Here is a 25,104-nt window from a genome sequence, read left to right as displayed (position 1 = left end):
GTCGGAACGCAACCGTATCGTCGTGACGCCCTCGGGGCGTCGCGGTTGGTTAGGATGCCGTTCATGACCGATCCGACCCCCCGCCGCGCCCCCGCCGGAGCAGCCGTACTCCGCGAGGACGTGACCGAGGCCATCCGCGCCGCCGTCTTCGAGGAGCTCGCGGCCGTCGGCTTCGCCCGGATGTCCATCGAGGGCATCGCGCGCCGCGCGGGAGTCGGCAAGACTGCCGTCTACCGGCGCTGGAAGTCCAAGCTCGCCCTCGTCCTCGACCTCGTCGGCGCCTTCGCCGCCCAGGGCCTGCCGGCGCCCGCCACCGGCTCCCTCCACGGGGACGTGCGCGCGCTCCTCGAAGTGGCCTCGCACGCCCTCCGCCACCCCGTCGCCTCACAGGTCATCCCCGACCTGCTCGTCGAGGCGGCCCGGCAGCCCGAGATCGCCGAGGCCGTCACCGCCGCGCTGCTCGACGGGCAGCAGGGCGTCGTGACCCAGATCGTCCGCGAGGCCGTCGCGCGCGGCGAACTCCCGGAGGGCACCGACCCGGGCCGCGTCCTCGACCTGGTCGTCGGGCCGCTCTACTGGCGCGTCGTCGTGGTCCGTACGCCGCTGCCCCCGGGGTACGTGGACGATCTGGCGCGCTCGGCCGTGGCGGCGCTGAGCGCGTAACAGGGTCCTACTTCACCGCGCCCGCCATCACCCCCGACGCGAACTGGCGCTGGAACGCGAAGAAGACCACCAGCGGCACCACCATCGACACGAACGCCCCCGGCGCCAGCACGTCGACGTTGTTGCCGAACTGCCGTACCTGCTGCTGGAGCGCCACCGTGATCGGCGGCGACTGCGAGTCCGCGAAGATCAGCGCGATCAGCATGTCGTTCCAGACCCACAGGAACTGGAAGATCCCCAGCGAGGCGATGGCGGGACCGCCGAGCGGCAGCACCACCTGGGTGAAGAGCCGCACCTCGCCGGCCCCGTCGAGCCGCGCCGCCTCCAGGAGCTCGCGCGGGATCTCCGCGAAGAAGTTCCGCAGCAGGAAGATCGCGAACGGCAGTCCGAACGCCGTGTGGAAGAGGACCACCCCGAGCGTCGTCTCGAAGAGGCCGACCGCCCCGAAGAGCTTCGACACCGGGACGAGGGCGACCTGCACCGGGACGACGAGCAGGGCGACCACCCCGAGGAACCACCAGTCCCGGCCCGGGAACTCCAGCCACGCGAACGCGTACCCGGCGAACGAGCCGAGGAGCAGGACGAGCAGCGTGGACGGGACGGTGATCAGGACGGTGGAGAGCAGGGAGCCGGTGATCGTGTCGTTCGCGAGGAGATGGGTGTAGTTCTCGGTGGTCAGCTGGGCCGGGGCCGTCAACACCCGCCACCAGCCGCTCGCCGCGATGTCGGAGGGCGAGCGGAGCGAGGAGAGCAGCAGCCCCACCGTCGGCAGCAGCCAGAACAGACCGGCCAGGACGAGGAAGACCCGGACCGCGCCCCCGGCGGCACGGGCGGCGGCGCGCGCGGCGAGCGTCCGGGGAGCGGGGGGACCCGCGAGCTCCGTGGAGACCTCGGTACGCGCACGCGTGCGGGTGGCGGAGGAACTCATCGGCGGGCCTCCCGGCGCAGGCGGCGGATGTTGAGGACCATCACCGGGACCACCAGGAGCAGCAGCAGGACGGCGATGGCCGAGCCGACCCCGAGATCGGCGTCCGTACCGAAGGACGAGCGGTACAGCTGGAGCGCGAGCACGTTCGCGTCGTCCTGGGCGGAGCCCGGCGCGATGACGAAGACCAGGTCGAAAACCTTGAGCACATTGATCATCAGGGTGACGAGGACGACCGCGAGGACCGGGGCGAGCAGCGGCACCGTGATCCGGCGGAACACCTGCCACTCGTTCGCCCCGTCCACCCGCGCCGCTTCGAGCAGTTCGCGCGGGACGGCGGCGAGCCCGGCACCGATCAGCACCATCGCGAACCCGGCCCACATCCACACGTACGCGCCGATGACGGCCGGGGTGACGAGCGAGGGGCCGAGCCACTCCACGCCGTCGTACTGCTCCCGGAAGTTGCTCGCGGGCAGGCGCAGTACGGCTCCGTCCGCGCGGTCGGCGGGCAGCGTGAAGGTGCCGTCGGCCGCCGCCGTGGCCCTGGCGACCACCTTTCCGTCCCGTACGGCCTCGATCCGCAGCCCCGCGAGGCCCAGTTCGGCCGGGTCGACGACGTTCTGCCGCCCGCCGCCGCCCCGGGTGAAGTCCAGCCAGGCCGTACCGGTGACCGTGTCCCCGGCGGAACCCCCGGCGGGCGCGGGCTCCCGGGCCGGGCGGGCCTCCTTCGGCATCTGCCCCGGCGCCACCCCGATCAGCGGAAGCCGTACGGGCTCCCCGGCACGGACCGGCTCTTTGGTGACGAACGCGCCGCCGTCGGCCGCCTTCAGCGGATGGACGGGCAGCGGCCGGGCCCGGGGGAAGCCGGAGGACTCGGCGAAGGTGTCGTGGACGCCGACCCACACGGCGTTGGCGACGCCACGGTCCGGGTCCTGCTCGTAGACCAGCCGGAAGATGATGCCGGCGGCGAGCATCGAGATCGCCATCGGCATGAAGACGACCAGCTTGAACGCCGTACCCCAGCGCACGCGTTCGGTCAGCACGGCGAAGATCAGACCGAGGGCGGTCGCGACCACCGGGGCGACGACCAGCCAGATCACGTTGTTGCGGACGGCGGTGCGGAGCGAGTCGTCGGTGACCAGGGAGAGGTAGTTGTCCAGGCCGACGAACGAGGAGCCCGAGCGGTCGAAGAACGAGCGCTGGACGGAGTACCCGATCGGGTAGACGACGAGCGCGCCGAGCAGCAGCAGGGCGGGCAGCAGGAACCCCGCCGCGACCGTCCTGCTCCTGCTTCCGCTCCTGTGGGGACGGGGAGTGTTCCGGGGCATGTGGCGCTGCCTCAGCTCTTCGCCGCGGCCCGGTACGCCTTCTCCGCGTCCTTCTCCAGACGCGCCTGCGTCCCCGCGATGTCCTTCGGGTTCTTCAGGAAGTCCTGGAGCGCCTTCCACTCGCCCTTGCCCGGCGTCCCGCCGAAGGACTGCGGCATCTGGTCCGACATGTCGAAGCGGAAGTCGTCACCGGCGCCGATCAGCGCCTTGGCGATCTCGCGCTGGACGTCGTTCGGGTACGCCGACGGGTCCAGGTTCTTGTTGGGGGAGAGGAAACCGCCCTCGGCCGCCCAGATCTTCGCCGCGTCCGGGGACGCGAGGAAGGCGAGCAGCGCCTGCGCGCCCTTGGTGTCCTTGAGGGCCACGGCCGCGTCGCCGGCCGTCACCACGGGAGTGGTGCCCGTGCCGACGGTGGGGAACGGGAAGACCTTCGCGTCCGTACCTATCTTCGCCTTCGTCTGGGCGATGTTGACGGACGCGAAGTCGCCCTCGAAGACCATCGCCCCCTTGGGCGTGTCGCCGCCCGTGAAGGTCTGGGTGACCGACACCGGGTACTCCGTCTGCAGCGCGCCGCTCGTGCCGCCCGCGAGCAGCGCCGGCTTGCCGAACAGTTCGGCGAGCGTGGTCAGGGCCGCGGTGACGGACGGGTCGGTCCACTTGATCGTGTGCTTCGCCAGCTGGTCGTACTTGGCCGGGCCCGCCTGGGAGAGGTAGACGTTCTCGAACCAGTCGGTGAGGGTCCAGCCGTCCGCGCCGCCGACCGAGACCGGGGTGACGCCGTAGGCCGAGATCGTCTCGGCGGTGGTGAGGAACTCCTTCCAGGTCTTCGGCTCGGTGGCGCCGGCGCTCTCGAAGACGGCGGAGTTGTACCAGACCAGCGACTTGTTGGCGGCCTTGAAGTAGACCCCGTACTGGGTGCCGTCGACCGCGCCGAGCTGCTGCCAGCCGGGCGAGTAGTTGGCGGCCAGCTGGGCCTCGGCCTCCGGGCCGACCGGCTTCAGCCACTTCTGGGCGGCGGCCTGCTGGATCGCGCCGACCTGCGGGAGCATCGCGATGTCCGGCGGCGAACCGCCCGCGATCTTCGTACCGAGGAAGTTCACGATCGGGTCCTGGGCGGGCACGAAGGTGACGGTCGCACCCGTGCGCTTCTCGAACTCCTTCAGGACCTTGGTGAAGTTCTCCTGTTCGGGGCCCGTCCAGACGGCGGCGACCTCGATCTTCTCGCCCTTGAGGGGGAGGGCCCCGCTGGGCCCGGATTCCCCCGGATCCTTCTCGGACCCGCCGCCACCGCAGGCGGCGAGGGTGAGCGCGGTGATGGCGGTGAACGCCGTGATGGTCACCGCGGTCCTGCTGCGTGGACGAAGAGTTGTACGCATTGCTGCCCCGTCTCTCCCGTGCGCTTCGCTGTCCCGTGCCGACAGGTCTACGCCCGGTGACGGAGCCCCGCAATACCGCCTTCCGTGTCAAGTGGGCGATCGTGACGCCCTCGTGACGTGCAGTCAGCCGTGGGTCGCGGGGGTCAGCGGGGGCACGGGGGTCGCCTCGACCGAGCGGGCGGCCCGGTCCAGCGCGCTCGCGAGGAGGGCCAGATCCGTCGGTCCGTTGCCCAGCTCGCGGACGGGGCGGCGGGTGGGCGGATCGCCCATCCGCTCCCACTCCAGCGGCACGACGGTGGGCCGGAGCGTCGCCGTCCGGGGGATCCGGCCGGTGACGCGGCCCGCCTGGAAGGGGGTCACCCGGCCGTCAGGATGCCCGAGGCGCCCGCGCCCTGCCGCCGGTACGTCCGGTCCCGCGGTCACCGGAGGCGCGTCGAGCACGATCCGCAGCCGGGCCCCGTGGGCCAGCTCCGTGTCGGCGGTCCGGTCGGGACGCGCGGAGGTCGCGACGAGGTGTACGCCGAGGCGCTCACCGTTCCGCGCGACGGCCTCCAGGGCCCGCACGACGGACCCGGCGGCGGGCCGCCCCGAGGCGCCGAGCGCGGGCGCGACGAGGGCGTCGAAGTCGTCGACGAGCACGACGAGCCGGGGGAGGTGGACGGGGCCCGCGATGCGGGCGGGGGAGTGCTCACCGGTGGCGGGCCGGGGGATCCGCCCGGCCGTCTCCTCACCGGCGGCGCGGGGCACGCGCCCGCTGGAGCGGTCGGCGAGGTCGCCGTCGCCGGGTCGGGACACGCGCCCGCTCGGGTATCCGCCGAGGTCGGCGTCTCCGGCGCGGGGGATGCGCCCGCTCGGGCGGTCCGTGAGGTCCCCGTCGCCGGTGCGGAGGGTGCGACTGCTGGGGCGGTCGTCGCCGTCCCGGCGCGGCAGCCGCCCACTGGGCGTATCGGTCAGGAAGGCGTCACCGCCGGCCCGTGTCCGGGCACTGGACCGCTCGTCGAGCGAACCGTCGCCGGAACGGGGTACGCGTCCGCCGGCGTACCCGCCGAGGTCGCCGTCGCCGGGTCGGGACACGCGCCCGCCGCCGAGGTCCTCGGCCCCGGCGCGGGGTACGCGCCCGCTGGGGCGGCCGCCCAGGTCCTCCGCGCCCGTGCGCGCCATGCGGCCGCCCGGGTGGTCGGTGAGGTCGTCGTCGCCGGTGCGGAGGGTCCGGCCGCTGGTGCGCCCGGCCGGGTTCTCGGACCCGGAGTACGTGCCCCGGCCGCTCGATCGGCCTCCGAGGTCATCGGCACCGGGGTACGCGCTCCGCCCGCTCGCCCGGCCGTCGAGGTCGCCGGGGTACGCGCTTCGCCCGCTGGGGCGGCTGTCGAGGTCGCCGGAGTACGTGATCCGGCCGCTGGGGCGGCCGCCGAGGTCGTCCGCCGGGGGGTACGGGCCGTCCGTGCGGCCGCTTCTCGTGCTCGGGAGGGAGCCGATCGTGCCGTCGCCGGTGCGGAGGGTGCGGCCGCTCGGGCGGTCCGTGAGGTCGCCGGAGTCCTGGAGACGGACGGTCGCGCGGGCGCCCTGGGGCACGGACTCCGCCGCGCTCGGCGCGCGCTGGCCGATCATCCGGTCGGCGGCGGGCGCCGCGCGCGTGCCCCGGCGGTCGGCGAAGTGGCCGTCACCCAGGATCTCCGCCCGGCGCTTGAGCTCCGCGCCGAGCGCCTGCGCGAACTCTCGCATCCGCACCGGGTCCGAGGCGACCAGGTGCTCGGTGACGTGCGGCAGCTCCGTACAGACCGCGAGTCCTTCGCCGCGGTCGCCGCCCGCCCCGTCCACCAGGAGCAGGCCGAGCCGGTCGGGGCGGCCACCGGCCGCGAGGGAGGCGGCGATCGAACGGAGCAGCTCCGTCCGTCCGCTTCCGGCCGGGCCCTCGATCAGCAGGTGCGGGCCCTCGCGGGTGAGGTCCACGGCCAGCGGGCCGCGCGGCCCCGTGCCCAGGACGGCCGTGCCGTCCCCGGCGGAGGCCCAGCGGGCCATGAGGGAGGCGGGGGTGGCACGGGCGAGCCCCAGTTCGTCGAGGAGGCGGGCCGACGGGGGCAGCGCGGCGGCACGCGTGCCCGGCGCTGCCGTCGTGTCCGTACGCAACGGGGCCAGCGCGCGGCCGAACCGCTCGGCCCAGGCGACGGAGACCGCGTCGACCACGCCGACGGTGCCGTGGCCCGCGACCCGCCCGCCGGAGGTCCGGAGCAGCCGCAGCGCCGTCGCCACGTCGCCGCTGAGGAGCGCGGCGGCCCCGCACTCGCGGAACGCGAGCGAGGCGGCGCACGCCGTCTCGTACGTGGCGGCCACCGGGGAGACCGGGGAGGCCGAGGGCGCCTCGGCGAGGCACAGGAGATGGATGCCGGCCGCCGCTCCGGCTCCGGCCAGCCGCGCCACCGTCTCGCGCAGGGCGGCCGAACCGGGGTCGCCGTCGACGACCACGACCGTCGTCGGCCCCTCGTGGCGGGCCGCCGCCTCGGCGACGGACGCGTGGTCGGCGCTGGGCCAGCCGGGGCCGAGCGGGCCGTCGTCGAGCCGCCGGGTCAGCTCCGCCGTACGGGCCTGGGCCTGCTCGCGGTCGTACGCCAGGAGCAGCCGGCAGTCCTGGCCGTGGGCCGGCCGGACGTGCGGGAGCCAGCCGAGCCAGCCCCAGGCCCGGCGCCGCTCGTCGAGCGAACGGTTCCGGTCGGCGCTGATGAGCACGATCTCCAGGTCGGAGGGGGAGTGCAGGGCGGCGAGCTGGGCGACGACCGAGCGGGCGAGACCGGCGAGCCGGTCGGCGGGGCCCGCGAGGCCCAGCGAACCGGCCTCCCGCAGTCCCACGGTGACCGGGACGCCGGAGAGGTCGGCGCGGTCGGTCGTGCCGAGCCGGACCACGAGGGATTCGGGGTGGTCCTGGCCGCGCTCCCAGAGCCGTGGGCCGGGACCGAGGGCGGTGAGCAGGACGGTGGCCGGGTCGGGCCAGGTGTCGGCCACCGGCACGGGCGCGGGGGAGCCGTCCCGGGCGCCGGTGCCCGTCCGGGTGCCCGCGTGGGTCTCCGGTGCCGTCCGGGGGTCGGCGGTGGGGTTCGGGAGCTCCTCGCGCCCGCCCGCCAGACGCCGGGCCCAGGCGCCGAGGCCGCGCTTGCCGCCCGGGCGCGGGGAGTCGGCCGGTGCCGAGGGCGCGTCGGCGCGGGACGGGCGGGTCCTGCTGTGGGCCTCGCCGCCGCCGGGCCCGTCGTGGCGGTCGTAGCCGTCGTGGTCGCCCGCGCGCGCGTGGCCGGGTGAGTCGGCGCCGCGACCGGCGCCGGGGGAGCCCGCACCGCGGCCGGGGCCGTACGGGTCGTCGTACGCGCTCTCGGGGGCGCCGAACGGGACGCCGCGCGCCCCGCCGTGGGTGGTGTCGTCCGCCGGTCCGCCGGGAGCCGTCCGGGGCACGCCCGCGTGGCCGGGACGGTCGGTCACGGCCGCCCGGTCCGCCGCGTCCCGGTCGTCCGCTCCGGGCGCGACCCGCAGGTGACCCTCGCCGTCGGGGGCCGTCGTCCTCGTGTCCGTACCGCCGAGGTCGTCGCCGGGGCCGGTCAGGCGGAGGGCGGACTCGCCGAGGCGCAGCAGCGCGCCCGGGAGGAAGCGGACCGGGCGGTCGCCGACCGGCACGCCGTCGAGGGTCGTACCGTTCGTCGAGCCCCGGTCGGCGACCGTGACCCGGCCGTCCTCGCCGACGGTCACCGTGCAGTGCGCGCGGGAGACGTCCGGGTCGTCGAGCGGCACATCGGCGTCCACGGAACGGCCGATTCTGATCGGTCCGCCGTGCAGCAGGTGCACTCCACCCGCGTCCGGGCCCGCCACCACGTGCAGCCGGGCCGCGGCCGTCTCGCCGACGCGGTCGTCGGGGCCGGGGACCTGGAGGGAGAGGACCGCGCCGTCGACGAGCGGGGGTTCGCCGAGCACGCAGCGCCGGCTGTCGAGCCGCTCCGCGCCCGCGTAGAGCACGGTGGTGCCCGAGGCGGAGGTGTCGGGGCCGGTGACGGCGGCGGCGAGATTCGAGGCCACGGCGGCCAGAGCCGTCCCGGCCGGGGCCGTGACGAGCACGTCGCAGGTACGCCCGGCGCCATGGCCGGCGTACGGCGCGAGGACGGTCAGCCGGATCTGCATCGCCGTCAGCGGTCCCTTCTGCGCGAGATGCCCGGCAGGGGAACCGCCCTGTGACTCCCCCCACCCGGCACGGACGCGTCGCCCGGTACAGGTCGGCACGGCGCGGGGGCTCCCGACCCCTCCGATGCGACGTGCTGGAGGCATCCTCGCACCTGCCACCGACAACCCGCCCCCGGGTCGGCCGGAAGTGATCTTGAATGGTCGGCTGTGAACGCAAAAGTGCCTGGTTGAGCATGCCTTCGGAACTTGCCCGGCAACCGTCGCGCCTCCAGGAGCGTCTTCTTCCGGACAGAAGCCGGGCGGAAACACGGGTCCGGTCCGGGCGCCTCCGGTCCGCGGCGGACCCGGCCCGGCCCGCGCCCGACAGGTGCCGGCCCCCCACCGGCCCCGTCCACCGGCAGCGGAACCGGCCTGTGGACGACCGGCCTGTACCTCGTCCGGCGGCACTAAAGTGGGTCGGACACCCGGACGGGTCACAACTGAGGACAGGGACCCCGGGAAACAGCACCGGATCACCCAGGACCACGATCAGCAGGGAGCGCGTGACGTGCGGCCTATCGGCAGCAAGTACCTGCTCGAGGAGCCGCTCGGCCGCGGCGCCACGGGCACCGTCTGGCGAGCCCGCCAGCGGGAGACGGCGGGCTCCGAGGCGGCCGTGGCCGGCCAGCCCGGCGAGACCGTCGCGATCAAGGTCCTCAAGGAGGAGCTGGCCAACGACGCGGACATCGTGATGCGCTTCCTGCGCGAGCGGTCCGTGCTGCTCCGGCTCACCCACCCCAACATCGTGCGCACCCGCGACCTGGTCGTCGAGGGCGATGTCCTCGCGCTCGTCATGGACCTCGTCGACGGCCCCGACCTGCACCGGTACATCCGGGACAACGGCCCGCTCACCCCGGTCGCCGCCGCCCTCCTGACCGCCCAGATCGCCGACGCGCTCGCCGCCAGCCACGCCGACGGCGTCGTCCACCGCGACCTGAAGCCGGCCAACGTCCTGCTCGCCGAGCAGGGCGGCCAGATGCACCCGATGCTCACCGACTTCGGCATCGCGCGCCTCGCGGACTCCCCTGGCCTGACCCGCACCCACGAGTTCGTCGGCACGCCCGCGTACGTGGCGCCGGAATCCGCCGAGGGCCGCCCGCAGACCTCCGCCGTCGACATCTACGGCGCGGGCATCCTGCTGTACGAGCTGGTCACCGGCCGGCCCCCGTTCGCGGGCGGCACCGCCCTCGAGGTCCTCCACCGGCACCTCAGCGAGGAGCCGCGCCGGCCCTCGACCGTGCCCGGACCGCTGTGGACGGTCATAGAGCGCTGCCTCAGCAAGGACCCGGACCGGCGGCCGAGCGCGGTGAACCTCGCGCGCGGTCTGCGCGCGGTCGCCGCCGGCATCGGCGTGCACTCCCCGCCCGCCCAGATCGAGGCGGCCGACGGCGTCGGCGCGCTCCTCGCCCCGGATCCGGCGCCCGCACCGGTCCCGCAGACCCCGGAGGCCCAGGGGGCCGCGGACCCCACCCAGGTGCTGCCCAGCGGCGCCGGGATGCCGCCGCAGTACGACCCCGCCGGCGCGACCAGCGTCATGCCGACCGGCGGCACGGCGGGCGCCGCCGACCCGACGGCCGTCATGCCCCCCGTACCGCCGCAGCCGCCGCAGTCCGGACAGGGCGCGCAGTCCGAGGAGCCGCACCCCTGGCAGAGCCAGCTCCGCGCGGCCCGCGACCGCAACGAGCAGACGCAGGTGCAGTACCTGGACCCGAGCCAGGACCCGCTGCGCCGCCGCCCGCAGCGGCAGCAGCAGCCCCCGCAGAACCAGCAGCCCGGCCAGTACGGGCAGCAGCAGCCGCGGCAGTACCCGCCGCAGCGGCCTGCGCAGCAGCGGCCCCAGCAGCCGTACCCGCCGCAGCATCAGCAGCAGCACCAGCCGCAGCAGTACGCGCCGCCGCCCGCCCCGCAGCAGTACGCGCCGCCCCAGCAGCAGTACAACCCGCCGCAGTCGCCACCCCAGGCCCCGCCGCCGGCCCCGCGCGAGCCGCGTCCGCCGCGTCAGCGCAGCGCCAACCCGGTGCGGATCCCCGGCCTCGGCTGCCTCAAGGGCTGCCTGGTCATGATCGTGCTGTTCGTCGTGGCCGGCTGGCTCGTCTGGGAGCTGACCCCGCTCCAGGACTGGATCGCCGAGGGCAAGGGCTACTGGGAGGCCATCGGCGACGGCATCGCGAAGGTCACCGACTGGTTCTCCTCGTTCGGCGAAAGCACCGGCTCCGGGGGTACTACCGGCGGTACGGGACAGTAATGCTGCCGATTTATCGACTTCCGAGGGGTGATTTCCCCTCGGAAGTGACGACCGGCGGCCGTGGACGCGTAACTTTGCACGCGAACCGCAGCCGCTGAGGGAGCAGTCTTGGCACGGAACATCGGCAGCCGCTACACCACCCACCAGATTCTGGGGCGGGGCAGTGCAGGAACGGTGTGGCTCGGCGAGGGGCCCGAGGGTCCCGTCGCCGTCAAACTGCTGCGCGAGGACCTGGCCTCCGACCAGGAGCTCGTCGGCCGCTTCGTGCAGGAGCGGACCGCCCTGCTCGGCCTCGACCACCCCCGGGTGGTCAAGGTCCGCGACCTCGTCGTCGACGGCAACGACCTGGCCCTCGTCATGGACCTGGTGCGCGGCACCGACCTGCGCACCCGGCTCGACCGGGAACGGCGGCTCGCCCCCGAGGCCGCGGTCGCGATCATCGCCGACGTCGCCGACGCCCTCGCCGCCGCGCACGCCGCCGGGGTCGTCCACCGGGACGTCAAGCCGGAGAACATCCTGCTCGACATGGAGGGCCCCCTCGGGCCCGGCGGCGCCCACCCCGCCCTCCTCACCGACTTCGGCGTCGCCAAGCTGATCGACACGCCGGGCCGCACCAAGGCCACCCGGATCATCGGCACCCCCGACTACCTCGCCCCCGAGATCGTCGAGGGCCTCCCGCCGCGCGCCGCCGTCGACATCTACGCGCTCGCGACCGTCCTGTACGAGCTGCTCGCCGGCTTCACGCCCTTCGGCGGCGGCCACCCCGGCGCGGTCCTGCGCCGCCACGTCACCGAGACCGTCGTTCCGCTGCCCGGCATCCCCGAGGAGCTGTGGCAGCTGATCGTGCAGTGCCTGGCGAAGGCGCCGGCCTCCCGGCTGCGCGCCTCCGAGCTGGCTGCCCGCCTCAAGGACGTCCTGCCGCTGCTCAAGGGCATCCCGCCGCTCGACGTGGACGAGCCCGACGCGGAGCCGGCGCCGGAGCCGTACGAGGAGGACACGTACGCGACCGGTACGGGCGCCGGTGAGCCCGGCCCGCGCCGGGCCGCCGTCCCGCTCGTCCCCGGCGCCTCCGCCGACTCCAACCGCGACACCCACACCTCCATGCGGGTCCCGGCCCCCGACGAGCTCTCCGGCGGCCCCCTGGGCACGGCCCGCGCCCCGCGCCCCGCGGGCGCCCGCAGACCCGGCTCGGCCCGCCACAAGGCCGAGGCGGTCCGCAAGCGCCGGATCACCCTGACCATCGCGGCGGTCGTCGTCGCGGGCGCGCTCGGCGCGGGCGGCTACCTCGCGGCCTCGGGGGACGCGGACACCCCGCCGCAGGACTCCAAGCAGTCCTCACTGCCGTAGCAGCGGCGGCGAGCCGTTACGCTGGACGCGTGGCAGTCGTCGATGTATCCGAAGAGCTGAAGTCCCTCTCCTCGACCATGGGGTCGATCGAGGCCGTCCTGGACCTCGAGAAGCTGAGGGCCGACATCGCCGTGCTCGAAGAGCAGGCCGCGGCGCCGTCCCTGTGGGACGACCCGGAGGCGGCGCAGAAGATCACGAGCAAGCTTTCGCACCTCCAGGCCGAGGTCCGCAAGGCCGAGACCCTGCGCGGGCGCATCGACGACCTCGCGGTGCTCTTCGAGCTCGCCGAGGAGATGGACGACCCGGACACCCTCGCCGAGGCCGAGACGGAGCTCGTCTCCGTCCGCAAGGCCCTCGACGAGATGGAGGTCCGCACCCTCCTCTCCGGCGAGTACGACGAGCGCGAGGCCCTGGTCAACATCCGAGCCGAGGCCGGTGGCGTCGACGCCTCCGACTTCGCCGAGCGGCTCCAGCGCATGTACCTGCGCTGGGCGGAGCGCCACGGCTACTCGACCGAGATCTACGAGACCTCGTACGCGGAAGAGGCCGGCATCAAGTCGACCACCTTCGTGGTGAAGGCGCCGTACGCCTACGGCACGCTCTCCGTCGAGCAGGGCACCCACCGCCTGGTCCGCATCTCGCCCTTCGACAACCAGGGCCGTCGCCAGACCTCCTTCGCCGGTGTCGAGATCCTGCCGGTCGTCGAGTCCTCCGACCACGTCGAGATCGACGAGTCCGAGCTGCGCGTCGACGTCTACCGCGCCTCGGGTCCGGGCGGTCAGGGCGTCAACACGACCGACTCGGCCGTGCGCATCACGCACCTCCCGACCGGCATCGTCGTCTCCTGCCAGAACGAGCGCTCGCAGATCCAGAACAAGGCGAGCGCCATGAACGTCCTCCAGGCCAAGCTGCTCGAGCGTCAGCGCCAGGAGGAGCGGGCCAGGATGGACGCCCTGAAGGACAGCGGCAGCTCCTGGGGCAACCAGATGCGCTCGTACGTCCTGCACCCGTACCAGATGGTCAAGGACCTGCGGACGGAGTTCGAGGTCGGCAACCCGCAGGCCGTCCTGGACGGCGAGATCGACGGCTTCCTGGAGGCCGGCATCCGCTGGCGCAAGCAGCAGGACAAGTAACCCCGCGGCACGGCATGTCCGGGCCCCGCACCGTCACGGTGCGGGGCCCGTCGTCGTCGTGTCCTGCCGCGTCCGTCCGGTCGGCGGATTCGCTGGCGCAAGCGGAATCAGGTCCGTGAGGGCGCTTTGTCGACAAGGTAACTGGTGGTGTGGGGCCCGGAGTTCCGGGTTTACATCACAGTTGCATCGTCGCATGTGGGACACCTGGTGATCTTTCGGGCATCGCACGCGCAACGACCTTGACGCTTCATCGGAAAGTCGGAAGGGTGGCGTACTGGCATGCGCATTTCTGGGGCGCGTGCGAACGGGGGCCGGCCCAGTAGTGAGCCGCCTCTGTCGCGTGCCCCGAGCGCTGCCCCATGACGAGATGAGCTACTGGGGGTAGCAGCCAGATGACCAAGCAGTTGCGAGTCCGTATCGCGCGCATCGCCGCCGGTGCCGTGATCGCCGCCGGCGCGTCGCTCACCGCGGCGGGTGCGGCGCAGGCCGTGGGCGCCTTCGGCGAGAGCGACGGCCCGACGCCGACGCCCACGTGCATACCGGGTGACCTCGGTTGTGAGACGACGGCGCCTCCGACCACCGAGCCGCCGACGACGGAGCCTCCGACCACGGAGCCGCCCACCACCGAGCCTCCGACCACCGAGCCGCCGACGACGGAGCCTCCGACCACGGAGCCCCCGACGACGGAGCCGCCCACCACGGAGCCTCCGACCACGGAGCCGCCCACGACGGAGCCGCCCACCACCGAGCCGCCGGTCACCACGCCGCCGACCTCGCCGGAGCCGGGCGACACGGACGGCCCGGGCCAGACCCAGCCGCCGACCACCCCGGGCGACGACAACACCGACAACGGTGACGCCGGTACCTGCACCGTCGACCTCGACGGCGCCGAGTGCGTGGACACCGGCAACAACAACACCGACACCAACAACGCCGGCTCGCAGCCCGTGCAGCAGGGTCAGGCGAAGGAGGAGCTCGCCGAGACCGGTGCGGCCGAGACCTCGTTCCTGATCATCGGTGCCGCGACCATGATCGCCGGTGGCATCGGCTTCCGCATGCTGCCGCGTCTCGTCGCCGGTGGTCGTACCGCCGTCTGATCCACCCGCGTGCGTGGATGCGTGCAGCGCATGACGTGCAGAGCATGAGGAAGGGCCGGGGAGATGCTCCCCGGCCCTTCCTCATGGTTCCGGCTCGTGTGGACGCCGCGCGGTCGCGCTAGACCGTACGGACCGCAGCGAGCAGCGCGATCGCGGCCAGCAGGGCGATCGCCAGCGTCAGCAGCATCGCGGGCGAGAGACCGCCTTGCGGGGTCAGTCGCTCCCGGTTCGCGCGGCAGACGGGGCAGCGGCCCTCGGCGACCGGGGCCGCGCAGTTGGCGCACACCAGTCGGTCGTAGGTCATGCGCTCTCCTCCTCCCGCACTGGGCTTCACACCAGGACAACGTCCGGTGGGGTCCGGACGTTCCCCCTACCACTCTGCCAGCTCGACGGCGTTTCGGCGCGCCCCACCGGATTGCGCCCGTTCCGTCCGGAAGGGCGAAAAGGATAAACGTCGCAAGCCGGAACCGCGACTGCGCGGGTCTTCCCCGGTCGCGTAAGGTCACGCACACCTACTCCCGGCCGACCGTGGTGCATCCGTGATCCGATTCGACAACGTCTCCAAGTCCTATCCGAAGCAGAACCGCCCCGCGCTCCGGGATGTATCCCTGGAGATCGAGAAGGGGGAGTTCGTCTTCCTCGTCGGTTCGTCCGGCTCCGGAAAGTCGACTTTCCTGCGGCTGCTCCTCCGCGAGGAGCGCGCCAGCCAAGGCCAGGTGCACGTCCTCGGCAAGGACCTGGCCCGGCTCTCCAACTGGAAGGTGCCGCACATGCGGCGTCAGCTCGGCACCGTCTTCCAGGACTTCCGCCTCCTTCCCAACAAGACCGTCGCCGAGAACGTGGCCTTCGCCCAGGAGGTCATCGGCAAGCCGCGCGGCGAGATCCGCAAGGCCGTGCCGCAGGTGCTCGACCTGGTCGGCCTCGGAGGCAAGGAGGACCGGATGCCGGGCGAGCTCTCCGGTGGTGAGCAGCAGCGCGTCGCCATCGCCCGGGCCTTCGTCAACCGCCCGATGCTGCTGATCGCCGACGAGCCCACCGGCAACCTCGACCCGCAGACCTCGGTCGGCATCATGAAGCTGCTCGACCGCATCAACAGGACAGGGACCACCGTCGTCATGGCGACCCACGACCAGAACATCGTCGACCAGATGCGCAAGCGCGTCATCGAGCTCGAGAAGGGCCGCCTCGTCCGCGACCAGGCCCGCGGCGTCTACGGTTACCAGCACTGAGCAGGTAGGGGACAGAACACACCATGCGCGCTCAGTTCGTGCTCTCCGAGATCGGCGTCGGTCTCCGGCGCAATCTCACGATGACGTTCGCCGTCATCGTCTCCGTGGCCCTCTCGCTCGCCCTGTTCGGCGGTGCGCTGCTCATGCGCGAGCAGGTCAGCACGATGAAGGACTACTGGTACGACAAGGTCAACGTCTCCATCTTCCTCTGCAACAAGGCCGACGCGGCCTCGGCCGCCAAGTGCGCCAAGGGCGCGGTCACGGCGCAGCAGAAGGAGCAGATCGAGGCCGATCTGAGGAAGATGGACATCGTCGAGTCCGTCATGCACGAGACGGCCGACGAGGCGTTCAAGCACTACAAGGAGCAGTACGGCGACACCGCCATCGCCTCCGTCGTGACGCCGGATCAGATGCAGGAGTCGTTCCGGGTCAAGCTCGACGACCCGGAGAAGTACAAGGTGGTCGCCACCGCCTTCGCCGGCCGTGACGGCGTCGAGTCGGTGCAGGACCAGCGGAACATCCTGCAGAACCTCTTCGACCTGATGAACGGCATGAACATCGCCGCCCTCGGTGTCATGGGTCTGATGCTGGTCATCGCGCTGATGCTGATCGTCAACACGGTCCGCGTCTCGGCCTTCAGCCGCCGTCGTGAGACCGGCATCATGCGGCTCGTCGGCGCGTCCAGCTTCTACATCCAGATGCCGTTCATCATGGAGGCCGCGTTCGCCGGCCTCCTCGGTGGCGCGGTCGCCTGTGTACTGCTGCTCGTCGGCCGGTACTTCCTGATCGACCACGGCATCGCGCTCGCGGAGAAGATGCAGCTGGTCAACTTCATCGGCTGGGACGCCGTCCTCGCCAAGCTGCCGCTGGTGATCGCCATCGGTCTGCTGATGCCGGCCGTGGCTGCCTTCATCGCGCTGCGCAAGTACCTGAAGGTGTGACAAGACACCTCTGACGGCGGATGGCGTCGTACGGGCAAAGCCCGTGCGGCGCCATTGCCTTGTCCTAGAGTGGGCGCCATGCCGGCCGGCACCGACCAGTTCTGTATCCGGCCCCGCGGAGTACTCCGTGGGGCCGTTCTGACGTTGGTCTTCACGGGAGTCCTGGCCACCGCCGCCGCCACCGGCTCACTGCCCCGGCAGGAGTCCGCCGGCGCCTCCGCACGCGCGGGGGAGCGGCCTCCCGACCGTACGGCGCGTACGACCGTCGACAGCGCCGCTCTGAGCCGGGCCGCCGCCGACGCCATGGCCGACGGCAAGTCGGGCAAGCAGGCCGCCGAGGAGTTCGTCAGCCGCAGCGGCGACCGCTGGGGCGCGGTGTACGACAAGAGGGAGTACGCCGAGTTCGAGCAGGCCCTCGACGGCGCCTACACCGGTGTGGGGCTCTCCGCCGGCCGGGCCGCCGAAGGGAGGGTCCGGGTGACCCGGGTGCAGTCCGGCGGCCCCGCCGAGCGGGCCGGAATCCGGGCCGACGACCGGCTCGTCTCCGTCGACGGGCGCCCGGTCGACGGGCTCTCGGTCTCCGAGGTCGTCGCCCTCCTGCGGGGCGACGGCGTCGCCGGCTCCACCGTCGCCCTCCGGGTCGAGCGCGGCCGCGCCGCCTGGACACAGACCCTGCACCGGGCCCGGCTCGCCACGGAGCCGGTCACCGTCCGCCGCCTCGACGACGGGACCCTGGTGATCCGGGTCGCCGCCTTCACCAAGGGCGCGGGCACGCGCGTACGTGACGCGGTACGGGCCGCCCCGGCAGGCGCAGGAGTCCTCCTGGACCTGCGGGGCAACGCCGGCGGCCTGGTCGCCGAGGCCGCCGTGGCCGCCTCCGCCTTCCTCGACGGCGGTCTGGTCGCCACGTACGACGTGCAGGGCGAACAGCGGGCCGTGTACGCGGAGGGCGGCGGCGACACCGGCCGGCCCCTGGTGGCACTGATCGACGGGGGCACGATGAGCGCGGCCGAGCTGCTCACCGGCGCCCTCCAGGACCGGGGCCGAGCCGTCACGGTCGGTTCGCGCACCTTCGGCAAGGGTTCGGTCCAGATGCCGAGCACGCTGCCGGACGGCTCCGTCGCCGAGCTGACCGTCGGCCACTACCGCACACCGGCCGGTCACGCGGTGGACGGCCGGGGCATCGTCCCCGACCTCGCGGCCGGTGAACGGGCGGAAGAACGGGCGAAGACAGTATTGAGTGGCCTCGGAGGGGGCTCGTAGTGCGAAAATGACCGCACTATGGCAAAGGGACTCGTGAACGTGCAGGGCAAGCCTGCGAAGAAGAACCAGGACAAGGCGCCCGAGCGCAAGATCATCGCGCAGAACAAGAAGGCGCGCCACGACTACCACATCGTCGACACCTACGAGTGCGGTGTGGTGCTCATGGGCACCGAGGTGAAGTCGCTGCGGATGGGCCGCGCCTCGCTGGCCGACGGCTTCGTGCAGATCGACAACCATGAGGCGTGGCTGCACAACATCCATGTGCCCGAGTACATGCAGGGCAGCTGGACCAACCACTCGGCGAAGCGGAAGCGCAAGCTGCTGCTGCACCGCGAGGAGATCGACAAGCTGGAGGCGAAGTCGCAGGAGACGGGTCACACGATCGTGCCCCTGGCGCTGTACTTCCTCAACGGCCGGGTGAAGGTCGAGATCGCGCTCGCCAAGGGCAAGAAGGAGTTCGACAAGCGCCAGACCCTGCGCGAGCAGCAGGACACCCGCGAGACGAACCGGGCCATCGCGGCGGCCAAGCGCAAGCAGCGGGCGGCCCAGGCCGCCTAGCGGCGCGGTCGGGGTTAATACGCTGGCGACGGCACCCGTCGGTCACGTACGATGGGTCGTGCCCGCCTCGCAGTAGGTGTGCACTTGAAAAATAAACATGGGGATGATCGGTTTCGACAGCGGATACCGATGCAGGGGAAGCGTGTCGAGGAAGCGGCAATGATCTCGTTAACCATATGTCGCAACCAATAATCGCCAACTCCAAGAGCGATAACTCCCGCTTCGCCCTCGCTGCCTAATTTTAGGTAACGACAAGAAGCCTCTGTGAGGAGCGTCAGCCCGGGGGTGGTCCCGACCCGGATCCTGGCGTCATTTAGGGATCTAAACCTCTAGCCCCGGTCACGGGGGTTGGAGGGAAATCAAACAGTGACTGAGCCCGTCGGAGACTTGTCCGCGTGATCTCCGGGGCTGAGAAACTCGTAGCGGACTGCGCACGGAGAAGCCCTGTTTCCGTACCGTTGGACGCGGGTTCGATTCCCGCCATCTCCACCGAGCGTCCGAGTGGCATGCCCCCTCGGACACCTCATCCCATGTGGGCAGAGGCCCGGCAGTCTTCGGACTGCCGGGCCTTTGTCATGCGTCAGTAGTGATAGCGGGCCTTGAGGATCTTCACTTCCTTGTCGTCCGCCCGGTAGACGAGTCGGTGCTCGTCGTCGATCCGGCGCGACAAGTAGCCCGACAGGTCACCCTTCAGCGGCTCGGGCTTGCCGATCCCGCTGAAGGGGTCGCGCTGGATCACGCCGATCAGGCGGGTGATCCTGCGGGCCGTCTTCCGGTCCGAGGCGAGCCAGAACCGAAAGTCCTCCCAGGCGGCAGGGTCGAAGTGGACGCTTCTCATTCCTCGCCCCCGGCCAGGTCCCTCAGTTCGTCCATGGTCTTGGCGACCGTCGGAGCGCTCGCGCGGTCGCGGGCCACGGCCTCCATCAGGCGCAGGGCGTTGGCGGGAGAGCGGAGCAGGTAGACGGTCTCCTGCCACGAGTCGTAGTCGTCGGCCGACATGAGGACGGCGTCGCCGTTCTTGGAGGTGATGCGCACCGGGTCGTGATCGGTGTTGACGCGCTCGATCAGGGGGAACAGGGTCGCCCTGGCTTCGCTGGCGCTTATGGACATGGCGTCCGCTCCTCCGGCTCGTGCGAGTTTATGGTACCTAGATGGTACCGGAAACTCGTACAAGTTTGGTGGATGGGGGCCCTGTGATCGTCATGGTCGCCGCGCAGAGGGCGAGTGCCAGGGTCGCCGCGGTGGCCGGGATCAGGAAGCCGAAGGCGGCGAAGGGGGCGTGGTCGGCGGCCCAGCCGCCGGTGGCGGAGCCGGCCGCGATGCCGCCGAGAAGAGCGGTCACGGCCAGCGTCATGCCCTCGTTGAGCTGGGGTGCCGGGGTCAGGCGCTGCACCAGGCCCATGCCCGTCACCAGCGTCGGGGCCGTCGCCATGCCCGCCAGGAGCAGTCCGCCGGCGAGGGCGAGCAGTGAGCCGGTCGAGGCGGCGAGCAGCGGCATCGTCATGAGGACGGCCATCGCGGCCAGACAGGTGCGGAGCCGGACGGTGTGGCGGGCCCGTCCGTAGAGGAGGCCGGCCGCGCAGGAGCCCGCGGCCTGGAGGGCCAGTACCGGACCGGCGACGGGGCCGTCCACGTACGCCACGGTCACCACCTCCATGGAGCCGAAGACCGCCCCGGTGGCGAGGAAGACCGCCAGGAGCGGGGCCATGCCGGGGACCCGCAGCGGGGAGCCCGCGGTGGTGCGGGGCCCGACCGGCGGTTCGGTGGAGCGCTGGGCGGCGAAGATCAGGACGCCGGTGAGGAACAGGACGGCGCCGGCGAGGGTGCCGGCCTCGGGGAAGAGGGTCGAGCAGAGCAGCGCGGCGACGACCGGCCCGAGCGTGAAGCAGAGTTCGTCGGTGGCCTGCTCGAAGGCGTTGGCGGTGTGCAGGGCGTCCCGGTCGCCCTTGAGGAGATGGGCCCAGCGGGCCCGGGACATGCCGCCGGTGTTGGGCGCGGTGGCGGTGAGCGCGGTGGTGGCGAACAGGGCCCAGGCGGGGGCGTTCCCGTGGACGCAGAGCAGCAGGACCAGGTGGCCGAGGACCGCGTAGGCGGTGGCGGGGACGGCGATCCGCGCCTGGCCGTACCGGTCGACGAGCCGGGCGATCCAGGGGGCGGTGAGGGCTCCGGCGGCCATGCCGGTGGCGGTCACGCCGCCGGCGAGGGCGTAGGAGTCGTACGCCGCCGCGATCATGATCACGGCGCTGACGCCGAACATGCCCATGGGCAGTCGGGCGATCAGATTGCCGGCCGTGAAGGCGCGGGTGCCGGGGAGGGTGAAGAGGCGGAGGTACGGGTTGCGGGGGGTGCGTGTCGGTCCGTCGCCGTGGCGGAGGCCGACGGGTGCGCGGTCGCGGTAGCGCGGGGCGAGGGCCGGGCCCGCCGGGGTCAGGGTGAGGTCCGGTTGCGGCATGGATCAAGGCTCGCGGGAGGGGCCGGGTTGGGTCCAACACCTGTTCGGTGGCCATTCACGCATCTGTGTTGTTAAATGCGGCGATGGTCTCCCCGGCATCATCCACCGCGTCGGCATCCCCCGCACCGCGCGACATCGACCCCCGCCTCCTGCGCGCCTTCACCGCCGTCGCCGAGGAGCTCCACTTCACCCGTGCCGCCACCCGCCTCTACGTCGCCCAGCAGGCCCTCAGCCGTGACATCCGGCGCCTGGAGCGCGAGGTGGGCGCCGATCTCTTCGTACGGACCACCCGGCAGGTCTCCCTCACCCCGGACGGCGAGCGCCTCCTCCCGTACGCACTCCGGGTGCTGGCCGCCCACGACGAACTGACCGAGGCCTTCCGGGCCGCACCCCGGCCGCTCCTCGTCGACCTCAACAGCCCCGGCCTCGCCGCCGAGGACGTCCTGCGCCGGGCCCGTGAACTCGCCCCGGACCAGGAGCTGATGGCCCGCTACGAGAGCGGACTCACCGGCGCCGCACGGGAGATCCTCGCCAGGCGGCTCGACACCTCCTTCGGCCGGTACGGCGGACTCGACGCCGCTCTGCGGGCGCGGCTCGACTCCCAGTTCGTGCGGTACGAGCGGATGGCCGTGGTCCTCCCCGAGGACCACCCGCTCGCCGCCCTGCCCGAGGTGCCGCTCGCCCGACTGGCCGGGGAACGGATCTACGCGGGCGCGGGGAACGACCGCACACCCGAATGGACCGACCTCGCCGCCCGGCTCTTCGCCGGGCGCGGCATCGAGATCGCCCCGCCCGCGCCGCTCGCCGTCGGCAAGGAGGAGTTCCGCCGCATCATGGCCAAGCACCGCAACCCGGTGCTCGCCGTCGTCGACTTCCCGCCCATGCCGGGCTGTGTGCTGCGGCCGCTCGTCGACCCCGTACCCCTGTCACCCGTGAGCCTGGTGTGGCGCAAGGGGCTGCGCCACCCCGGTCTGGACGCGCTGCGGACCGCCGCCGCCGAGATCGGCGCCAGGGAGGGCTGGCACGCCCGCCCGGCCGACTCCTGGCTCCCGGAGGGCGAACCGGGGCTGCCGGGCGCCTGAGCGGGTCCGGGTGGCGCGTTCCCCGGCGCTCACAGGGCCTCCGCACTCCGGGTGAGAGCAAGGTTCCGTTGCCGTCACCTCGGGGCACCAGGCTGAAACGCGACCTCCCTAGTGTCAGTGGCAGGTGGACCGGGGCTGTGGACGCCCCAGGACCCGACACCCGCGGAGGTACGACATGGGCGGCGGCCGGTGGATCGAGCAGTGGGAGCCGGAGGACGAGACCTTCTGGCGCGAGAAGGGAGAGCGGATCGCGCGGCGGAACCTGCTCTACTCCGTGCTCTCCGAGCACATCGGCTTCTCCATCTGGAGCCTGTGGTCGGTCATGGTGCTCTTCATGGGGCCGCAGTACGGCGTCGACCCGGCCGGCAAGTTCTTCCTGATCGCCACCGCGACCTTCGTCGGCGCGCTGATCCGGATCCCGTACACCTTCGCCGTCGCCCGCTTCGGCGGCCGTAACTGGACGATCTTCAGCGCCCTGTTGCTCCTACTGCCCACCGGCTTCGCCTTCGCCGTGATGGAGCCCGGGACCTCGTACACCACCCTCGTCCTGGTGGCGGCGCTCACCGGCGTCGGCGGCGGCAACTTCGCCTCCTCCATGACCAACATCAACGCCTTCTTCCCGCTACGGAAGAAGGGCTGGGCGCTCGGGCTCAACGCGGGCGGCGGCAACATCGGCGTCCCCGTCGTCCAGCTCGTCGGCCTCCTCGTCATCGGCACCGCCGGCGCCATGCACCCCAGGATCGTGCTCGGCGTCTACCTGCCGCTGATCATCATCGCCGCCGCCTGCGCCGCGCTCTTCATGGACAACCTCGCCCCCGTCAAGAACGACACCGGGGCCGCCAAGGAGGCCGTACGGGCCCGCCACACCTGGATCATGGCCTTCCTGTACATCGGCACCTTCGGCTCCTTCATCGGCTACAGCTTCGCCTTCGGGCTCGTGCTCCAGACCCAGTTCGGCCGCACCCCGCTGCAGGCCGCCTCGCTCACCTTCATCGGCCCCCTGCTCGGCTCCCTCATCCGGCCCGTCGGCGGCGCGCTCGCCGACCGGCACGGCGGCGCCCGCATCACCCTGGCGACCTTCGCCGCGATGGCCGCCGCGACCGGTGTGGTGATCTACGCCTCCGTGATCGAATCCCTCACCGTCTTCCTCATCGGCTTCATCGGACTCTTCGTCCTCAGCGGCCTCGGCAACGGCTCCACGTACAAGATGATCCCGGCGATCTTCCTCGCCCAGGGGCACGGCAAGGGCCTCGCGGGAGAAGCCGCCGAGGCCTACGGGCGGCGGCTCTCCGGGGCCGCCATGGGCCTCATCGGGGCGGTCGGCGCACTCGGCGGCCTCGGCATCAACCTCGCCTTCCGCCAGTCCTTCCAGACCTCGGGCACCGGCACGGCGGCCTTCGTCGCCTTCCTGGCCTTCTACGGGGCCTGCATGGTCGTCACCTGGGCGGTATACCTTCGGCGGCCGGCCGCGGTCCCCGAGAACGCCGAAGCCGTCACCGCGCCGGAGCCCCGGCCCGGCTACGCGAAGGTGTGATCCCCAGTGCCCGGCGCGGACCGTAACGACCAGGAAATACGGGCGAACCGAGACCGTCACGCGTCCCCGTCAGGCTCTGGCCCCATGGACGAGCAAGAACACGGCCCCCTCGCCGGCTTCACGGTCGGCGTCACCGCGGCGCGGCGCGCGGACGAACTCATCGCGCTGCTGCGCCGGCGCGGCGCGGCCGTCGTCCACGGCCCCGCCCTGCGGATCGTGCCCCTCGCGGACGACACCGAACTCCTCGCCGCCACCAAGGAACTCATCGGTCACGCCCCGGACGTCGTCATCGCCACCACGGCGATCGGCTTCCGGGGCTGGGTCGAGGCCGCCGACGGCTGGGGATACGGCGAGGAACTCCTCGCCGTCCTGCGGGACGTGGAACTCCTCGCCCGGGGACCCAAGGTCAAGGGGGCCGTACGGGCCGCCGGACTCACCGAGTCCTGGTCGCCCAGCTCGGAGTCCATGGCCGAGGTCCTCGACCGGCTCCTCGCCGAAGGGGTGGACGGCCGGCGGATCGCGCTCCAGCTGCACGGGGAGCCGCTGCCCGGCTTCGTCGAGGCGCTCACCGCCGGCGGCGCGGAGGTCGTCGGCGTCCCCGTCTACCGGTGGATGCCGCCGGAGGACACCGGGCCGCTCGACCGGCTGCTCGACGGGGTCCTGTCGGGCGGCCTGGACGCCGTCACCTTCACCAGCGCCCCTGCCGCGGCCTCGCTGCTCTCCCGGGCCGCGGAGAAGGGCGTACGGGACGCTCTCGTCGCCGCGCTCCGGCACGACGTCCTCGCGGTCTGCGTGGGGCCCGTGACGGCCCTCCCGCTCCAGGCCGAGGGCATCGACACGTACCAGCCGGAGCGGTTCCGGCTCGGCCCGCTCGTCCAGCTGCTCTGCAAGGAACTGCCGGCCCGCTCAAGGGTCCTGCCCGTGGCCGGCCACCGGGTGGAGGTCCGCGGGCACGCCGTCCTCGTCGACGGCCTCCTGCGGCCCGTCCCGCCCGCCGGAATGGCCCTCCTCGGGCTGCTCGCCCGCCGCCCCGGCTGGGTGGTCTCCCGGGCCGACCTGCTGCGCGCGCTGCCCGGCGCGGGGCGGGACGAGCACGCGGTGGAGACGGCGATGGCGCGGCTGCGGGCGGCGCTCGGCACGCCGAAGCTGATCCAGACGGTGGTGAAACGCGGCTACCGCTTGGCGCTGGACCCCACGGCGGACGAGAAATACGCCGAGTAGGCCCAGAACCGGGCCTGGCACCTCGCCCCGCACGGGCCGTGGCCCTGGGCGCCTCTTCCCGCGCGGGCCGTGGCCCTGGCGCCTCGCCCTCGCCCCGCCTGGGCCGTGGCCCGTGGGGCCCGCGCCCCGCCGCCCGCCGTGTGGGCAATCGTCCCGCATGGGGGTCCCCTGGACGAAGTCCTTGGGGGAGGGACGGGTGGGCACACGGGACGGCGCGCTCTGGCGGCGCCTCCGCTCCTTGTGCCTGGACCCGCACCATCGAGTGCGGCGCGCCTGTGGTGCGGGTCGGGGCGCGGAAGCCTGGGCCCGGCAAGGGGCGCCGTCCGTTGTGCCCACCCGTTCCGCCCTGGGGGTCCCCCCGGACGGAGTCTGGGGGAGGAACAGTTGCCCACAACGGGGGCGGTAGCACATCGACGGGGAGTGGCGTGACCGCCGCCCCTTCCGGTGCCTTCTGAACGACGACCCGCCCCGTACGGTGATCTCGCCTGACACGGTGCCATTCGGTGGCGTACGCTC

General features: G+C 72.8%; 20 protein-coding genes and 1 other RNA gene. 13 read left to right on the top strand and 8 right to left on the bottom strand.

Annotated elements, in window-relative coordinates:
* The first annotated feature begins 63 nt into the window (after positions 1 to 63).
* Positions 64 to 663 (top strand): TetR/AcrR family transcriptional regulator, encoded by a 600-nt coding sequence (locus tag OG462_RS18000; protein ID WP_406058764.1) that lies wholly within the window; start codon positions 64 to 66, stop codon positions 661 to 663.
* A 7-nt stretch (positions 664 to 670) separates the two neighbouring features.
* Here the strand turns inward: OG462_RS18000 and OG462_RS17995 are convergent, their stop codons facing one another.
* The 4 genes from OG462_RS17995 to OG462_RS17980 form a co-directional block, all read right to left on the bottom strand.
* A complete protein-coding gene (locus OG462_RS17995) occupies positions 671 to 1,591 on the bottom strand; it encodes a carbohydrate ABC transporter permease (RefSeq protein ID WP_406058763.1) in 921 nt (306 codons plus the stop codon).
* Entirely contained in the window at positions 1,588 to 2,916 is a 1,329-nt protein-coding gene (locus OG462_RS17990; protein ID WP_406058761.1) for a carbohydrate ABC transporter permease, read from the bottom strand. Before OG462_RS17990 ends, OG462_RS17995 begins: the two co-directional genes overlap by 4 nt.
* Positions 2,917 to 2,927: 11 nt before the next feature.
* Positions 2,928 to 4,292, bottom strand: coding sequence for an ABC transporter substrate-binding protein (locus tag OG462_RS17985; protein ID WP_406058760.1), 1,365 nt, complete (start codon positions 4,290 to 4,292; stop codon positions 2,928 to 2,930).
* Between the two features lie 123 nt (positions 4,293 to 4,415).
* Positions 4,416 to 8,447 carry an FtsK/SpoIIIE domain-containing protein gene (locus OG462_RS17980; protein WP_406058758.1) on the bottom strand — a complete coding sequence of 1,344 codons (4,032 nt, stop codon included), beginning with the start codon at positions 8,445 to 8,447 and terminating at the stop codon, positions 4,416 to 4,418.
* A 547-nt stretch (positions 8,448 to 8,994) separates the two neighbouring features.
* On the opposite strand from OG462_RS17980, the gene OG462_RS17975 reads away from it, so the two are divergent.
* The 4 genes from OG462_RS17975 (at position 8,995) to OG462_RS17960 (ending at position 14,308) form a co-directional block, all read left to right on the top strand.
* Positions 8,995 to 10,731: a serine/threonine-protein kinase gene (locus OG462_RS17975; RefSeq protein WP_406058756.1), complete on the top strand. Its 1,737-nt coding sequence runs from the start codon at positions 8,995 to 8,997 to the stop codon at positions 10,729 to 10,731.
* 108 nt (positions 10,732 to 10,839) lie between these two features.
* The gene (locus tag OG462_RS17970; protein WP_406058755.1) at positions 10,840 to 12,078 is read left to right on the top strand and encodes a serine/threonine-protein kinase; all 1,239 of its coding nucleotides are present in this window, start codon (positions 10,840 to 10,842) and stop codon (positions 12,076 to 12,078) included.
* 29 nt (positions 12,079 to 12,107) lie between these two features.
* The gene (gene prfB, locus OG462_RS17965) at positions 12,108 to 13,211 is read left to right on the top strand and encodes a peptide chain release factor 2 (RefSeq protein ID WP_056558169.1); all 1,104 of its coding nucleotides are present in this window, start codon (positions 12,108 to 12,110) and stop codon (positions 13,209 to 13,211) included.
* A gap of 392 nt (positions 13,212 to 13,603) precedes the next feature.
* Complete coding sequence (locus OG462_RS17960) at positions 13,604 to 14,308, top strand: LPXTG cell wall anchor domain-containing protein (protein ID WP_406058752.1); 705 nt, start codon at positions 13,604 to 13,606, stop codon at positions 14,306 to 14,308.
* A 118-nt stretch (positions 14,309 to 14,426) separates the two neighbouring features.
* Here OG462_RS17960 and OG462_RS17955 read toward each other — a convergent pair whose 3' ends face one another.
* A complete protein-coding gene (locus OG462_RS17955) occupies positions 14,427 to 14,612 on the bottom strand; it encodes a hypothetical protein (protein ID WP_030324454.1) in 186 nt (61 codons plus the stop codon).
* Between the two features lie 235 nt (positions 14,613 to 14,847).
* Here OG462_RS17955 and ftsE point away from each other — a divergent pair, with 235 nt between their 5' ends.
* The 5 genes from ftsE (at position 14,848) to ssrA (ending at position 18,791) form a co-directional block, all read left to right on the top strand.
* Positions 14,848 to 15,537: a cell division ATP-binding protein FtsE gene (gene ftsE / locus OG462_RS17950; RefSeq protein WP_030223113.1), complete on the top strand. Its 690-nt coding sequence runs from the start codon at positions 14,848 to 14,850 to the stop codon at positions 15,535 to 15,537.
* Positions 15,538 to 15,560: 23 nt separating this feature from the next.
* Entirely contained in the window at positions 15,561 to 16,478 is a 918-nt protein-coding gene (gene ftsX / locus OG462_RS17945; RefSeq protein WP_406058750.1) for a permease-like cell division protein FtsX, read from the top strand.
* Positions 16,479 to 16,556: 78 nt separating this feature from the next.
* Positions 16,557 to 17,741 carry a S41 family peptidase gene (locus tag OG462_RS17940; protein WP_406058748.1) on the top strand — a complete coding sequence of 395 codons (1,185 nt, stop codon included), beginning with the start codon at positions 16,557 to 16,559 and terminating at the stop codon, positions 17,739 to 17,741.
* An 18-nt stretch (positions 17,742 to 17,759) separates the two neighbouring features.
* Positions 17,760 to 18,299 carry an SsrA-binding protein SmpB gene (gene smpB, locus OG462_RS17935; RefSeq protein ID WP_406058746.1) on the top strand — a complete coding sequence of 180 codons (540 nt, stop codon included), beginning with the start codon at positions 17,760 to 17,762 and terminating at the stop codon, positions 18,297 to 18,299.
* Between the two features lie 99 nt (positions 18,300 to 18,398).
* Positions 18,399 to 18,791, top strand: a transfer-messenger RNA (tmRNA) gene (gene ssrA, locus OG462_RS17930).
* A gap of 88 nt (positions 18,792 to 18,879) precedes the next feature.
* Here the strand turns inward: ssrA and OG462_RS17925 are convergent.
* Genes OG462_RS17925 through OG462_RS17915 form a run of 3 tightly spaced genes read right to left on the bottom strand, consistent with a single transcriptional unit; the run spans position 18,880 to position 20,751 of the window.
* The gene (locus OG462_RS17925; protein WP_406058744.1) at positions 18,880 to 19,137 is read right to left on the bottom strand and encodes a Txe/YoeB family addiction module toxin; all 258 of its coding nucleotides are present in this window, start codon (positions 19,135 to 19,137) and stop codon (positions 18,880 to 18,882) included.
* The gene (locus tag OG462_RS17920) at positions 19,134 to 19,409 is read right to left on the bottom strand and encodes a type II toxin-antitoxin system Phd/YefM family antitoxin (protein ID WP_406058742.1); all 276 of its coding nucleotides are present in this window, start codon (positions 19,407 to 19,409) and stop codon (positions 19,134 to 19,136) included. The genes OG462_RS17925 and OG462_RS17920 overlap by 4 nt, the downstream gene beginning before the upstream one ends.
* Before the next feature lie 37 nt (positions 19,410 to 19,446).
* Complete coding sequence (locus OG462_RS17915; protein ID WP_406058741.1) at positions 19,447 to 20,751, bottom strand: MFS transporter; 1,305 nt, start codon at positions 20,749 to 20,751, stop codon at positions 19,447 to 19,449.
* Positions 20,752 to 20,834: 83 nt separating this feature from the next.
* Between OG462_RS17915 and OG462_RS17910 the strand changes: the two genes are divergently transcribed.
* The 3 genes from OG462_RS17910 (at position 20,835) to OG462_RS17900 (ending at position 24,588) form a co-directional block, all read left to right on the top strand.
* Positions 20,835 to 21,833: a LysR family transcriptional regulator gene (locus tag OG462_RS17910; RefSeq protein WP_406058740.1), complete on the top strand. Its 999-nt coding sequence runs from the start codon at positions 20,835 to 20,837 to the stop codon at positions 21,831 to 21,833.
* 175 nt (positions 21,834 to 22,008) lie between these two features.
* On the top strand, positions 22,009 to 23,367 hold the full coding sequence (locus OG462_RS17905) for a nitrate/nitrite transporter (protein ID WP_406058738.1): 1,359 nt from the start codon (positions 22,009 to 22,011) through the stop codon (positions 23,365 to 23,367).
* Between the two features lie 84 nt (positions 23,368 to 23,451).
* Positions 23,452 to 24,588: a uroporphyrinogen-III synthase gene (locus OG462_RS17900; protein WP_406058736.1), complete on the top strand. Its 1,137-nt coding sequence runs from the start codon at positions 23,452 to 23,454 to the stop codon at positions 24,586 to 24,588.
* Positions 24,589 to 25,104: the final 516 nt, after the last annotated feature.

It is taken from the genome of Streptomyces sp. NBC_01077, assembly GCF_045162855.1.
Lineage (GTDB): Bacteria > Actinomycetota > Actinomycetes > Streptomycetales > Streptomycetaceae > Streptomyces.
This window is presented reverse-complemented; position numbering and strand designations above follow the sequence as displayed.

Bases quoted from the DNA above. Each gene is read 5' to 3' on its own strand.
- OG462_RS18000 (WP_406058764.1), top strand. From the start codon at position 64: ATGACCGATCCGACCCCCCGCCGCGCCCCCGCCGGAGCAGCCGTACTC.
- OG462_RS17995 (WP_406058763.1), bottom strand. From the start codon at position 1,591: ATGAGTTCCTCCGCCACCCGCACGCGTGCGCGTACCGAGGTCTCCACG.
- OG462_RS17990 (WP_406058761.1), bottom strand. From the start codon at position 2,916: ATGCCCCGGAACACTCCCCGTCCCCACAGGAGCGGAAGCAGGAGCAGG.
- OG462_RS17985 (WP_406058760.1), bottom strand. From the start codon at position 4,292: ATGCGTACAACTCTTCGTCCACGCAGCAGGACCGCGGTGACCATCACG.
- OG462_RS17980 (WP_406058758.1), bottom strand. From the start codon at position 8,447: ATGCAGATCCGGCTGACCGTCCTCGCGCCGTACGCCGGCCATGGCGCC.
- OG462_RS17960 (WP_406058752.1), top strand. From the start codon at position 13,604: ATGACCAAGCAGTTGCGAGTCCGTATCGCGCGCATCGCCGCCGGTGCC.
- OG462_RS17955 (WP_030324454.1), bottom strand. From the start codon at position 14,612: ATGACCTACGACCGACTGGTGTGCGCCAACTGCGCGGCCCCGGTCGCC.
- ftsX (WP_406058750.1), top strand. From the start codon at position 15,561: ATGCGCGCTCAGTTCGTGCTCTCCGAGATCGGCGTCGGTCTCCGGCGC.
- OG462_RS17940 (WP_406058748.1), top strand. From the start codon at position 16,557: ATGCCGGCCGGCACCGACCAGTTCTGTATCCGGCCCCGCGGAGTACTC.
- smpB (WP_406058746.1), top strand. From the start codon at position 17,760: ATGGCAAAGGGACTCGTGAACGTGCAGGGCAAGCCTGCGAAGAAGAAC.
- OG462_RS17925 (WP_406058744.1), bottom strand. From the start codon at position 19,137: ATGAGAAGCGTCCACTTCGACCCTGCCGCCTGGGAGGACTTTCGGTTC.
- OG462_RS17920 (WP_406058742.1), bottom strand. From the start codon at position 19,409: ATGTCCATAAGCGCCAGCGAAGCCAGGGCGACCCTGTTCCCCCTGATC.
- OG462_RS17915 (WP_406058741.1), bottom strand. From the start codon at position 20,751: ATGCCGCAACCGGACCTCACCCTGACCCCGGCGGGCCCGGCCCTCGCC.
- OG462_RS17910 (WP_406058740.1), top strand. From the start codon at position 20,835: ATGGTCTCCCCGGCATCATCCACCGCGTCGGCATCCCCCGCACCGCGC.
- OG462_RS17905 (WP_406058738.1), top strand. From the start codon at position 22,009: ATGGGCGGCGGCCGGTGGATCGAGCAGTGGGAGCCGGAGGACGAGACC.
- OG462_RS17900 (WP_406058736.1), top strand. From the start codon at position 23,452: ATGGACGAGCAAGAACACGGCCCCCTCGCCGGCTTCACGGTCGGCGTC.